This is a genomic window from Xanthomonas sp. GW, from assembly GCF_014236815.1.
GTDB lineage: Bacteria > Pseudomonadota > Gammaproteobacteria > Xanthomonadales > Xanthomonadaceae > Xanthomonas_A.
Map to the genome: position 1 here is coordinate 3,917,978 of NZ_CP051189.1, position 11,934 is coordinate 3,929,911.

Annotated in this window: 12 protein-coding genes; 2 read left to right on the forward strand and 10 right to left on the reverse strand. The window is 67.6% G+C overall.

The window, feature by feature from the left end; all coding sequences use genetic code 11:
* Positions 1–42: 42 nt before the first annotated feature.
* The 5 genes from HEP73_RS16815 to HEP73_RS16835 form a co-directional block, all read right to left on the reverse strand.
* Positions 43–750, reverse strand: a complete 708-nt coding sequence (locus HEP73_RS16815; RefSeq protein WP_185820842.1) for a TorF family putative porin — start codon at positions 748–750, stop codon at positions 43–45.
* A 331-nt stretch (positions 751–1,081) separates the two neighbouring features.
* Positions 1,082–2,128 carry a sulfate/molybdate ABC transporter ATP-binding protein gene (locus tag HEP73_RS16820; protein WP_185820843.1) on the reverse strand — a complete coding sequence of 349 codons (1,047 nt, stop codon included), beginning with the start codon at positions 2,126–2,128 and terminating at the stop codon, positions 1,082–1,084.
* Positions 2,129–2,135: 7 nt separating this feature from the next.
* Positions 2,136–3,098: a sulfate ABC transporter permease subunit CysW gene (gene cysW, locus HEP73_RS16825; RefSeq protein WP_255423539.1), complete on the reverse strand. Its 963-nt coding sequence runs from the start codon at positions 3,096–3,098 to the stop codon at positions 2,136–2,138.
* A 1-nt stretch (position 3,099) separates the two neighbouring features.
* Complete coding sequence (gene cysT, locus HEP73_RS16830; RefSeq protein WP_185820844.1) at positions 3,100–3,960, reverse strand: sulfate ABC transporter permease subunit CysT; 861 nt, start codon at positions 3,958–3,960, stop codon at positions 3,100–3,102.
* A gap of 4 nt (positions 3,961–3,964) precedes the next feature.
* Positions 3,965–4,987 (reverse strand): sulfate ABC transporter substrate-binding protein, encoded by a 1,023-nt coding sequence (locus HEP73_RS16835; protein WP_255423540.1) that lies wholly within the window; start codon positions 4,985–4,987, stop codon positions 3,965–3,967.
* A gap of 198 nt (positions 4,988–5,185) precedes the next feature.
* Here HEP73_RS16835 and kbl point away from each other — a divergent pair, with 198 nt between their 5' ends.
* Both kbl and HEP73_RS16845 read left to right on the forward strand, forming a co-directional pair.
* The gene (kbl, locus tag HEP73_RS16840) at positions 5,186–6,388 is read left to right on the forward strand and encodes a glycine C-acetyltransferase (protein ID WP_185820845.1); all 1,203 of its coding nucleotides are present in this window, start codon (positions 5,186–5,188) and stop codon (positions 6,386–6,388) included.
* A gap of 2 nt (positions 6,389–6,390) precedes the next feature.
* Positions 6,391–6,783: an HNH endonuclease gene (locus tag HEP73_RS16845; protein WP_185820846.1), complete on the forward strand. Its 393-nt coding sequence runs from the start codon at positions 6,391–6,393 to the stop codon at positions 6,781–6,783.
* On the opposite strand, the gene HEP73_RS16850 is transcribed toward HEP73_RS16845, so the two are convergent.
* From HEP73_RS16850 to HEP73_RS16870, 5 genes are all read right to left on the reverse strand, one after another.
* The gene (locus HEP73_RS16850; protein WP_185823465.1) at positions 6,734–7,525 is read right to left on the reverse strand and encodes a pseudouridine synthase; all 792 of its coding nucleotides are present in this window, start codon (positions 7,523–7,525) and stop codon (positions 6,734–6,736) included. The two genes, HEP73_RS16845 and HEP73_RS16850, sit on opposite strands and share 50 nt — an antisense overlap.
* Before the next feature lie 91 nt (positions 7,526–7,616).
* Complete coding sequence (locus tag HEP73_RS16855; protein WP_185813706.1) at positions 7,617–8,123, reverse strand: hypothetical protein; 507 nt, start codon at positions 8,121–8,123, stop codon at positions 7,617–7,619.
* Positions 8,124–8,283: 160 nt separating this feature from the next.
* On the reverse strand, positions 8,284–9,255 hold the full coding sequence (locus tag HEP73_RS16860) for an IS110 family transposase (protein WP_185820548.1): 972 nt from the start codon (positions 9,253–9,255) through the stop codon (positions 8,284–8,286).
* 392 nt (positions 9,256–9,647) lie between these two features.
* Complete coding sequence (locus HEP73_RS16865) at positions 9,648–10,742, reverse strand: OmpA family protein (protein WP_185813707.1); 1,095 nt, start codon at positions 10,740–10,742, stop codon at positions 9,648–9,650.
* Between the two features lie 274 nt (positions 10,743–11,016).
* Positions 11,017–11,928 carry a LysR family transcriptional regulator gene (locus HEP73_RS16870; protein WP_185813708.1) on the reverse strand — a complete coding sequence of 304 codons (912 nt, stop codon included), beginning with the start codon at positions 11,926–11,928 and terminating at the stop codon, positions 11,017–11,019.
* Positions 11,929–11,934 lie beyond the last annotated feature (6 nt).

Sequence of the window (11,934 nt, forward strand, 5' to 3'; positions counted from 1 at the left end):
GCGCCGCAAGGCGCCCTTCTTCGTTCACGACGGTGCCGCGGATCAGAACGCGATCGTGCCCGAGACCGCGAAGCGGTGGTCGGCCAGCTTCTCGGTGAAGTTCTGGTTGCCCTTGTCGTCGGTGTCGTAGTAGCCCACGCTCAACGCCAGCGGACCGACCATCTTGCCGACGCTGACGCTGTAGTCGGTGTAGTCCTGGTACTGCGTCAGCGCGCTGGCATAGGTGGTGCGGCCGACGTGCGCGCCGATGCTGAAGTCGTTCGGCAGGCTCCAGTTCCCGTCCAGCGCGTAGTAGAAGCTGTCCTCGTCCAGGTTGTAGACGTCGTCGGTATACGCCACGGTCAAGGTGTAGGTCTTGAGGAACTTGGTCTTGGTGATCAGTTCGTTGTAGTTCAACTTGCCGGCGCCCGGATAGCCGTAGCGGTTGACCATCACGTCGAAGTTCCAGTCCGGGGAGAAATCGACGTTGTAACCGATGAAGCCGTCCACTTCCCAATCCGGGTCGCCGGCGCCGAAATCGACGTTGGAACCCCAGGTGCCGACGTACAGGCCGAACGGCGAGGTGTAGGTGAGGCCGGCCTGGAACGCGGGGCCTTCGTTGGTCTGCGAAACGCCGCGGAACACGTAGTCGCTGACCACGCCATAGGAGCCGGTAATCGGCGAGGCAGCGGCCTCGTCCTGGGCCAACGCACTCAGCGGGGAGGCGGCCAGCGCCACGGCCAGGGCGACACCAAGCTTGATCTTGTTCACCGGTAATTCTCCTACGAGTTGACGAGGGGGTGGTTCCAGCGCGCGCTGCAATGCTGGCTTCACACTTTTTTAACCGGTTTTTTCTTGCAGTGCAACACTTTCAAGACAAACCAAGTCATCGCAGGCCTTGCGGCTGTGCGCTTCGGGTCAATGTTTGTCTACGCCATGCGTGCGCGGCCAAGCAGGCGTCCAGGTCCTGGCAGGCTTTTATTTACTTGCCCACAGGAACCCTTGTAGGAGCGACTTCAGTCGCGACGGGCGTTACCGACAAAGCCCGTGGCGGGCGAAGTCTCGCCTACGCCAAGCCGAGGCGCGCCCGATCCGAATGCCGCTAGCCGCGCTGCTGCGCGAACAAGCCGAAGCGTCTCGCACTCAGCTGCAGCACCTGGCCGGGCGCATAGCGCGTCGCGCCCTCCCCCGCCGGCAGTTCCACTTCCACTTCGTCCTGGCCATGCGCCAGCTGCGCGCGCAGGCGCAGGCGCGAGCCGCTGCGCTGCGAGGACAGCACCGTCGCCGCCCAGCCGCTGTCGCTGGGCGCCAGATCTTCCGGGCGCACGTACAGATCGACCGGGCCGCTGGACAGCGGCGTGTCCGGCGCCGGCAGCGCCAGGCCGGCGACCTGCAACTGGCCGTCGTGCAGTTGCGCCGGCAGCCGGTTGACCGCGCCGACGAAGCCGTACACGAACGGCGACACCGGGCGGTCGTAGACATCGGCCGGGCTGCCGAGCTGTTCGATGCGCCCGCGGTTGAGGATCGCCACACGGTCGGCCAGTTCCAGCGCCTCTTCCTGGTCGTGGGTGACGAACACCGTGGTCAGCCCGGTGCGGTCGTGCAGCTCGCGCAGCCAACGCCGCAGGTCCCGCCGCACCTGCGCGTCGAGCGCGCCGAACGGTTCGTCCAGCAGCAGCACGCGCGGCTCGATCGCCAGCGCGCGCGCCAGGGCCACGCGCTGGCGCTGGCCGCCGGACAGCTGGGTCGGATAGCGCGACTCCAGTCCGTCCAGTTGCACCAGCGCGAGCAGTTCGCTCACTCGCGCACGGATCGCCGTTTCGGTCAGGCGCTCGGCGCCGCGGCGTACGCGCAGGCCGAAGGCGATGTTGTCGCGCACGGTCATGTGCCGGAACAGCGCGTAGTGCTGGAACACGAAGCCGACCCGGCGCGACTGCACCGGCAGCCCGGTCGCGTCCTCGCCGTCGATCAGCACGCGCCCGGCATCGGCATGTTCCAGCCCGGCGATCACCCGCAACAACGTGGTCTTGCCCGAGCCGGACGGCCCCAGCAGCGCCAGCAGTTCGCCCTGGCGGATGTCCAGGCTGACGTCGTCGAGCGCGACGAATTCGTCGAAACGCTTGCCCAGGTGCTGTACGCGGATGGTCATCGCAACCTCAGTGTCGGTGATTGGCGGCCAGCGATTCGCCGTGGCGCCATTCCAGATAGGACTTCAGCGCCAGGGTCAGCAGCGCGGTCAGCGCCAGCAGGCTGGCGCAGGCGAACGCGGCGCTGTAGGCGTACTCGTTGTAGAGGATCTCCACATGCAGCGGCAGCGTGTTGGTGCGCCCGCGGATGTGCCCGGACACTACCGATACCGCGCCGAACTCGCCCATCGCCCGCGCACTGCACAGCAGTACGCCGTACAGCAGGCCCCAGCGGATGTTGGGCATGGTCACCCGCCAGAACATCTGCCAACCGTTGGCACCCAGGCTCAACGCCGCCAGTTCCTCGTCGCTGCCCTGCTGCTCCATCAGCGGCATCAGCTCGCGGGCGATGAACGGGAAGGTGACGAAGGTCGTCGCCAGCACGATGCCGGGCAGTGCGAACACGATCCGCGGCAGTTGCAGCAGCACCTCGCCGAACACCGGCAAGTGCAGCCGCCAGCCTTCGTCGATCAGCGGCCAGGCCCAGCCGCTGCGACCGAAGATCAGGATGAAGACCAGGCCGGCGACCACCGGCGACACCGAGAACGGCAGGTCGATCAGGCTGACCAGCAGGCGCTTGCCGGGAAAGCGATGCTTGCTCACCGCCCACGCCGCGGCCACGCCGAACACCAGGTTCAACGGCACCACGATCGCGGTCACCAGCAGGGTCAGGCGGATCGCCGCGAGCGCATCAGGATCGGAGATCGCCCGCCAGAACACGCCGATCCCACCGCGCAGCGCCTCGACGAACACCAGCAGCAGCGGCAGCAACAGGAACGACAGCAGGAAGCCTAGCGCACCGAGGATCAGCAACACCTGCACCCACCACGGCTCGGTGGTGACCGCGGCGGCGCGGCGGCGGACGGCAGGCGGCGATGCGCTCAACGCAGTCTCCGAAAACGGGAGGGTCAGGCCGGACACGGTATCGCTCATCTCAATGCGCCGCCAGGCCGCGCCGCGCGAAGCGCGCCTGCACGCCGTTGACCACCAGCAGCATCAGCAACGACAGCAGCAGCATCGCCGCGGCGATCGCGGTCGCGCCGGCGTAGTCGAATTCTTCCAGGCGGATGGTGATCAGCAGCGGCGCGATCTCGGTCGCGTTGGGCAGGTTGCCGGCGATGAAGATCACCGAGCCGTACTCGCCGATGCCGCGCGCGAAGGCCAGCGCGAATCCGGTCAGCACCGCCGGCCACAGCGCCGGCAGCACCACCCGGCGGATGGTCTGCCAGCGGCCGGCGCCGAGCGTGGCGGCGGCCTCTTCCACGTCGCGCTCGGCCTCGGCCAGCACCGGCTGCACGATCCGCACCACGAACGGCAGCCCGACGAACACCAGCGCCACCACGATGCCGAGCTGGGTGTAGGCGATCTTCAGCCCCAGCGGCTCCAGCCAGCGGCCGACCCAGCCGTTGCCGCCGTACAGCGCGGTCAGCGCGATGCCGGCCACCGCGGTCGGCAGCGCGAACGGCAGGTCGATCATCGCATCGAACAGGCGCTTGCCGGGGAAGCGGTAACGCACGAACACCCAGGCCACCCAGGTGCCCATCACCGCGTTGAACGCGGCGGCGACGAAGGCGGTGCCGAAGCTGACCCGCAGCGCCGACAGCACCCGCGGTTCGCTCCACACCTGCCACACGCCATGCCAGCCCAGGCCGCTGGTCTTGAGCACCACGCCCAGCAGCGGGATCAGCACCACCAGCCCCAGCCAGGTCAGGGTAATGCCCAGGCTCAGGCCGAGCCCGGGGATGACCCGGCGCCGCGACGGAGCGCGCGGGGTGGCGACGGCATTCACTCCCATCGCGTCACTTGCTCGCCTGGATCTGGTCGAACAGGCCGCCGTCGTTGAAGTGCTCGGCCTGGGCCTTGGCCCAGGACCCGAACTGCTGGTCGATGGTCACCAGTTGCACCTTCGGCAGACGCGCGATGTCGGCGCGGTCGGCGTACTCGGGATGACGCGGACGGTAGTAATGCTTGGCCGCGATCTTCTGCCCTTCTGGCGAATACAGATATTTCAGGTATTCCTCGGCGACGTCGCGGGTGCCGTGCTTGTCCACGTTCTTGTCGACCACCGCCACCGACGGCTCGGCCAGGATCGACAGCTTCGGCACCACGATCTCGAACTTGTCCTTGCCCAGTTCCTCCTGCGCCAGGAACGCCTCGTTCTCCCAGGCCAGCAGCACGTCGCCGATGCCGCGCTGGACGAAGGTGGTGGTGGCGCCGCGCGCGCCGGTGTCCAGCACCGGCACGTTGCGGAACAGCGCGCGCATGTAGCCGAGGATGCGCTCGCGGTCGCCCTTGAAGATATGGTCGGCGTAGGCCCAGGCGGCCAGGTAGTTCCAGCGCGCGCCGCCGGAGGTCTTCGGGTTCGGGGTGATCACCGACACGCCGGTGCGCAGCAGGTCCGGCCAGTCCTTGATCTTCTTCGGGTTGCCCTTGCGCACCAGGAACACGATGGTGGAGGTGTACGGCGCGCTGTTGTCGGGCAGGCGCTTGGCCCAGCCCGGATCGATCAGCTTGCCCTTGTCGACGATCGCGTCCACGTCGTAGGCCAGCGCCAGCGTCACCACGTCGGCCTCGACCCCGTCGATGACCGAGCGCGCCTGCTTGCCGGAACCGCCGTGCGAGGTCTCCACGGTGACCTTGTCGCCGCTGTGGGTCTGCTCCCAGTGCTTGGCGAAGGCGGTGTTGTAGTCGCGGTACAGCTCGCGCGTGGGATCGTAGGACACGTTGAGCAGCTGCACGTCGCGCGCGGCGGCGGTGCCGGCGAACGCGCACAGCGCGAGCGCGAGCAGCGGGCTGAATCGGCGCGGCAGGAAGCTGGGCATGGGCGGAACTCCGGAAGAGGGTCAGGGGGCACGGGCGGTCCGGCCATGCGACCACGGCCAGTGCGCCATGCTGCGCAGCCGCATTGATCCGGTGAAATGACTTCGCCGCCGATGCTTATGCCATTTTTGCATGACGCCGGCCGACCTTCGCACACGCCGCGTTAAAATCTCCGCTTCTCCCGCCTGCGCGTGCCCGTCATGACCGATTCCCGCCTCACCCAGCACTACGCCGACGAACTGGACGCGATCCGCGCGCAGGGCCTGTTCAAGTCCGAACGCATCATCGTCGGCCCGCAGGCGGCCGAGATCGTACTGGCCGACGGCCGCCGCGTGCTGAACTTCTGCGCCAACAACTACCTGGGCCTGGCCGACCACCCGGCGCTGATCGCCGCGGCCAAGGATGCGCTGGACACCCACGGCTTCGGCATGGCCTCGGTGCGCTTCATCTGCGGCACCCAGGATCTGCACAAGCAACTGGAAGCGCGCATCGCCGAGTTCTTCGGCACCGAGGACACCATCCTCTACGCCGCCTGCTTCGACGCCAACGGCGGCCTGTTCGAGCCGCTGCTCGGCGAAGCCGATGCGATCATCTCCGATGCGCTCAACCATGCCTCGATCATCGATGGCGTGCGCCTGTGCAAGGCCAAGCGCTTCCGCTACGCCAACTGCGACATGGCCGACCTGGAAGCGCAGCTGCAGGCCGCGGACGCGGCCGGCTGCAAGACCAAGCTGATCACCAGCGACGGCGTGTTCTCGATGGACGGCTTCATCGCCCCGCTCGACGAGATCACCGCGCTGGCGAAGAAGTACGGCGCGCTGGTGCATATCGACGAGTGCCACGCCACCGGCTTCCTCGGCGCGACGGGCCGCGGCTCGGCCGAGGTCAAGGGCGTGATGGACCGGATCGACATCTTCACCGGCACCCTGGGCAAGGCCATGGGCGGCGCGCTCGGCGGCTTCACCACCGGCAGGCGCGAGGTGATCGAACTGCTGCGCCAGCGCTCGCGTCCCTACCTGTTTTCCAACTCGCTGCCGCCGCACGTGGTCGCTGCCGGGATCAAGGCGTTCGCGATGCTGGACGCGGCCGCCGACCTGCGTGCGCAACTGGTCGAGAACACCCGCCACTTCCGCGAGCGCATGGCCGCGGCCGGCTTCGACATCAAGCCCGGCACCCACCCGATCTGCCCGGTGATGCTGTACGACGCGCCGCTGGCGCAGCGCTTCGCCGAACGGCTGCTGGAGGAAGGCATCTACGCGATCGGCTTCTTCTTCCCGGTGGTGCCCAAGGGCCAGGCGCGGATCCGCACCCAGATCAGCGCCGCCCATACCCGCGAACAGCTGGACCGGGCGATCGACGCCTTCGTCCGCATCGGCCGCGAGTTGAACGTCATCCCCGCCTGAGCATGCGCACGGTGCTGCGCCAACGGCTGTTGCTGGCGGCGCGGACCGACGCAATCGCGCAAGCGCTGGAGGACGGCTGGGAGACGCGCTGCCTGCATTGCCGCCGGCGCCTGCGCCTGCGCGGCGACGGCGAACCGCTCGGCCACAGCACCCTGGAACACGTGGTGCCGCAGGCCTGGTTCGGCCGCCGCGCGGCAGCGCCGCTGTGTGGCCTGGTCGGCGACGACGCGAACGATGCGCGCAATCTTGCCCTGGCCTGTGCCGGCTGCAATCACACTAAAGGTCGCCATCACGATGCGCGCGGCCCGCAGGATGCGCGTGCCTACGAAGTGGTCGCGGCCCTGCTCAGCGCGCGGCTGGCGCGCTGGCAGCCGCCGCCGGCGCCAGCGCACTGACCTCGGCGGCACTGAGTTCGCGCCAGGCGCCCTTGCCCAGTTCGCCCAGCGCCAGCCCGCCGATCGCCACCCGCACCAGGCGCAGCACGCCCAGATCGAGTTCGGCCAGCAGGCGCCGGATCTGCCGGTTGCGGCCCTCGTCCAGCACCACTTCCAGCCAGGCGTGCTTGTCGCCTTGCCGCAACAGCCGCACCTGCTTGGCGCGCAGCGGCTCGCCGTCGGCGACGACGCCGGCGCACATGCGCGCCAGCAGGGCCGCATCGGGCAGCGCATCGACCTGCACGTGATAGGTCTTGTCCGGGCCGCTGGCCGGATCGGCGACCCGCGCCGCCCACTGCGGGTCGTTGCAGAACAGCAGCAAGCCCTCGCTGGCCTTGTCCAGGCGCCCGACCGGCGCCAGCCACGGCAAGCCGGCGCCGTCGAAACAGCGGTAGACGGTGTCGCGGCCGCGCTCGTCCTGCGCGGTGGTGACCAGGCCGCGCGGCTTGTTGAGCATCAGGTACAGGCGCTGCGTGGCGGCCAGCGGCACGCCATCCAGCGCCAGCCGGTGGCGGCCGCGCAGGATCGGGAATTCAGGATCGGTGACGGTGCGGCCGTCGACCGCGACGCGGCCGGCGGCGATCCAGCGCGCGGCTTCGGTGCGCGAGCACAGGCCGAGTTTGGACAGCGTGCGCGCCAGGCCGTGGCGGGCCTCGCCGGCCGCAACCGCGCGCAGAGAGCGCGGGGCGCTGGCCGCCGGCACCGAGGTGCGCGGCGCGGGGCGACGGGAACGCGAAGGAGGCTTCACCGCGCGCGCTTCGTACGCAGGCGCGGTCGGCGACCGCGCGCAGCGCTTACTGCTTGTCGACCGGTGCGGCCGCGGCGGGCGCCGGTGCGGCGGCGGGCACGGCGGCCGGTGCCGGACGCGCCTTGACCACACGCACGCCGCGCGCCTTCATCCAGGCGTCGAACTCTTCGGCGGTCATGCGCTTGCCGTTCTGGCTCATGTCGAAGCGCCACGGGGTGTTGTCGAACGCGGTGGTCGGCTTGTAGGCGGCCGGATCGTTAGGCTTCACCGCACCGCCGGCCGGCATCGCGTTGGCCAGGCTCTGGCAGCCTTCGGCGCGCAGCCGCAGCAGCACCCGGTCCAGCGACTGGTCGCTGCTGTAGGACTGCGCCAGCACGCCGCTGGGCATACCCAGCTGCAGGTTGCGCGTGTACAGCTCCGAGGCGATCGGCGCACCGACCGTGGCCGGCAGCGGCAACGGCTTGGGCAACACGTCGCCGGAGCAATCCGGTGCGGCATGGGCGGCAGGAATCAAGGCAAGACCAAGCAGGCCGGCCGTAACGATACGCAGCATCGGTTTTTTTCCATTCAGGCGAGACGACGCCGCGAGTGTAGGCAGGGCCAGGCGCAGTTTCAACCGATACCGGCACTGCATGCGCTAAATAATTGGGAAGGCTGAAAAAGTTCAGCTTGGCGAAGGGCTTTTTGCTCCCCTGTAGATACCGTCTTCCCTGCTAACAGGCAAGAGCCTTTTCAGGATCGAAGTGCGTCCGTGATTTGAGGACGCCGTAGGCGATATGCAGCAGCTTGCGCATGGCGGCGCAGATGATCTGCTTGTTGGCTTTGCCGCGCTCGCGCAGGCGTTGCTTGAGCGCCCGGACAATCGGATTGTGGGTCATGGCGACCAGCGCGGGCATGTAGAGTCCGGCACGCAGGCGAGGTGAGCCGGTGCGGGAGATGCAGACCTGGCCCTGGCGCTTGCCCGACTCCTGCAGTCGCGGGTTCAGGCCCGCAAACGCCGTCACCGCCGCGGCATCGGCGAAGCGGGCCACATCGCCCAGCTCGGCCAGCATCAATGCCGCGCTGGTGTCGGCAATGCCGTCGATGCTCACCAGCAGTTCGCGCTGTCCGCGCAAGGTCGGATCCTGGTCGATATGGTCCTCGATCGCCCGTTCGATCTCGGCAATGCGGACCTGCAGATCGGCAATATGCGTGTGCAAGGAGTCCTGCACGGCGGACCCGGCCACGTCCAGACGGTTGCGCTCCATCTGCAGCATCTGCTGCAGATCGCCGCGACGGCGTACCAGCGCCTTGAGCTGCTTGAGTGCCGGCGGATCGGGCTGCCAGGGCCGTAGCTGCTCTTGGTGGCGTGCGCCGTAGCTGGCGATCAGCTTGGCATCGCTGCGGTCGGTCTTGACCCGGGTCAGCTGGCTGCGCGCATACAGCGCCGTTTGCGCTGGGTTGAGGACACAGACGCGGTAGCCCAGCGCATACACGAACTCCGCCAGGGCCTCATGGTAAACGCCGGTGGCCTCCATCACGATCCAGCTATCGGCCTGCGCATGGGTCTGTAGCCATGTCTGCAGTGCCTGAAAGCCCTTCTGCTCGTTGGGGAGCTTGGCCTTGGTGCGGTGCTTGCCGTTGGCCAGTTCGATGGCCAGGTCGAAACTGCATTTGGCGACGTCGATACCGACGACTAGGGGCATGAAGAATCCTCCATCGTAGGGTGAAGACGATCATCGCTGCGCCCGGTCCTGCCTTGTGGATGCGAGTTCACGCCAAGGGCGGACTCTGGATACCGTTCGGACACCGATGGGCCAGCATGTGGAGGGCGCGAGCCGATCTACAGCACAAGCTCGAAGCTTCAGGAGCGACTGGACTTCCCGCACCTCCTCCGATGATCAGTCGGAAGACATAACGCCATAGGAGCGCTATGTCCAGATACAAGGAGCGGCTTCAGCCGCGACAGACACTCTTCGGTAAGGCAAGTGTCGCGGCTGAAGCCGCTCCTACAACGGATGCGCGCGATGTTTTTCCGGGCGCACAAAAACAAAGCCCGGCGCGAGGCCGGGCTTTGCTTGAAGCATGAAGCGTCCGATTAGTTCTGGACGTTCAGCTCGGTACGACGGTTCTTCGCACGGCCTTCCGGGTTGTCCGAACCATCCGGGTTGGTGTTCGGCGCAATCGGGCGGCTCTCGCCGTAACCGATCGGACCGACCAGACGCGAAGCGTCCACGCCGTTCTTGGTCAGGTAGTCATACACGGTGGTCGCACGACGCTCGGACAGCTTCTGGTTGTAAGCGTCGGTACCCTTCGAGTCGGTGTGACCGGCGACCTCGACCTTCAGGTCGGGGTAACGCTTCAGGATCTCGGTGGCTTCGCTCAGAATCGCGATCGCGTCCGGACGCAGGGTCGACTTGTTGAAGTCGAAGTTGACGCCCTTCAGGTCGATCGACACAGGCACCGGGCAACCGTCCGGACCGATGGTCTGGCCAGGCTGCGAAGCCGGGCACTTGTCGTCGCAGTTGTTGACGCCGTCACCGTCGTCGTCCATGTCCGCGCAGCTCGGGGCAGCGGTCGGAGCAGGAGCGGCAACCGGAGCCGACGGCGGCGGGCCGAGCGGGATCACTACGCCGACCGAAGCCAGCACGTCGCCGAACCAGTTCTCGGACGGAGCGGCAACGCTCTGGTCGTCGAAGTCAGCGCGGTAGGCCACTTCGGCACGCACGGCAACGCGCTTGTCGAAGGTGGTCTGCAGACCGACGCCGGCCTTGGCGGCAAAGTTGCCGTCCTTGCGCTGGCCCGGGGACACGGCGCCGCCGGTGTCGAACTCTTCTTCCGAACGCTGGTAGCCCAGACCGAACAGCAGGTACGGGTTCCAGCCACGGCCTTCCTGGATGAAGTGGCGACGCAGGTCGAACGAGATGCCGTACTGGCTCCAGTTCAGGTCCTGGTTGGCGTCGAAGTTCGGGTTCTGATAGTTCAGTTCACCGTCGATCGACCAGTTCGGGCTGACGAACTTGCCCAGACCCAGGGTGACGAACGGGGCGTCGTTGGTCAGACGGTCGTTGTCCTGGAAGTTGAAACCGGCCGAACCGGTCAGGTACCAGCGGTCGTCGAATTCCTGTGCGGACGCTGCCTGGGCGACGGCCAGACCGCCCAGCAACGCGGCGGTGAGAATTTTCTTGTTCATTAATACAGCTCCTTGTTTCGGGGATATAGAAACCGATAGGGCATGGTTCAGTACAGATGTCTCGTCACATCCAGACGGCCGTTCCGCACGCCATCGCCGCGCACATTATGCTCGGCATGGTGAAGACCGCGTTAACAGGCACGTAACATGTGAAACCCACGACCAGACCCTCGGCGGTCGTGGATACACCGTATACAGCTTCATGAAATGATGCAATGCGGCGCTTCGGGCCTGTCGGCGCGTGTAGACAGCGTGCCGGTTTTGTACGGCCGTCTCACTCCAGGCGCTCCCAAGGCGGCGGATCCGCCAGCTGAACCTGCATGAACTCGACGAAGGCGCGCACCCGCGGCGGCACCAGCCGGCGCTGCGGCATCACCGCGTAGATGCCGGTCTCGGCGATCGTGTACTGCGGCAGCACCTGGCGCAGGCGCCCGTGGCGCAGGTCCTCGGCCACATGCCAAACCGAATGCAGGGAAATGCCCTGGCCATTCAGCACCGCATCGCGCAGTACTTCGCCGAAGTTGGATTCCAGCGGCCCGCCGACCTTGACCGCGACCTCGCCCTCGGCGCCGTGCAGGTGCCAGGTGTCCTGGCGGCCTTCGGCGCCGGTCAGCAGCAGGCAGGCGTGCGCGGCCAGGTCCGCCGGGGTGGCCGGTTCGCCGTGGCGGCGCAGGTAGTCGGGAGCGGCGCACAGCACCCGGCGATTGCCGGCCAGGCGTCGCGCCACCAGGCTGGAATCGCGCAACGCGCCGATCCGGATCGCCAGGTCGAAGCCCTCGCTGACCAGGTCCACCACGTTGTCGCTCAGGTGCACGCTCAGCCGCATCTGCGGATACAGGGCCATGAACTGCGGCAGCAGCGGCGACACGTACTGGCGCCCGAACGAGGCCGACATGGTCACCCGCAAGGTGCCGGCGGCGCTGCGGCCGGCTTCGCGCAGGCCGCCGGCCAGCGACTCCAGGTCCTCGACCAGCGCGCGGCCCTGCTCAGCCAGCTGCAGGCCTTCGGGCGTGGGATGCAGGCGCCGCGTGGTCCGATGCAGCAGGCGCACGCCGAGGTCGCGCTCGAGCCGCTTCAGCCGCTGGCTGGCGACCGCCACCGACAGATCCAGGCTGCGCGCGGCAGCGCTGATCGAGCCCAGGTCGAGCACGCGCAGGAACAACGCGATGTCGCCGATCCGGTCCATTTTATG

Coding starts and splice junctions, on each gene's coding strand:
- HEP73_RS16820 (WP_185820843.1), bottom strand. CDS start 2,128: ATGACCATCCGCGTACAGCACCTGGGCAAGCGTTTCGACGAATTCGTC.
- cysW (WP_255423539.1), bottom strand. CDS start 3,098: ATGAGCGATACCGTGTCCGGCCTGACCCTCCCGTTTTCGGAGACTGCG.
- cysT (WP_185820844.1), bottom strand. CDS start 3,960: ATGGGAGTGAATGCCGTCGCCACCCCGCGCGCTCCGTCGCGGCGCCGG.
- HEP73_RS16835 (WP_255423540.1), bottom strand. CDS start 4,987: ATGCCCAGCTTCCTGCCGCGCCGATTCAGCCCGCTGCTCGCGCTCGCG.
- kbl (WP_185820845.1), top strand. CDS start 5,186: ATGACCGATTCCCGCCTCACCCAGCACTACGCCGACGAACTGGACGCG.
- HEP73_RS16845 (WP_185820846.1), top strand. CDS start 6,391: ATGCGCACGGTGCTGCGCCAACGGCTGTTGCTGGCGGCGCGGACCGAC.
- HEP73_RS16855 (WP_185813706.1), bottom strand. CDS start 8,123: ATGCTGCGTATCGTTACGGCCGGCCTGCTTGGTCTTGCCTTGATTCCT.
- HEP73_RS16860 (WP_185820548.1), bottom strand. CDS start 9,255: ATGCCCCTAGTCGTCGGTATCGACGTCGCCAAATGCAGTTTCGACCTG.
- HEP73_RS16865 (WP_185813707.1), bottom strand. CDS start 10,742: ATGAACAAGAAAATTCTCACCGCCGCGTTGCTGGGCGGTCTGGCCGTC.
- HEP73_RS16870 (WP_185813708.1), bottom strand. CDS start 11,928: ATGGACCGGATCGGCGACATCGCGTTGTTCCTGCGCGTGCTCGACCTG.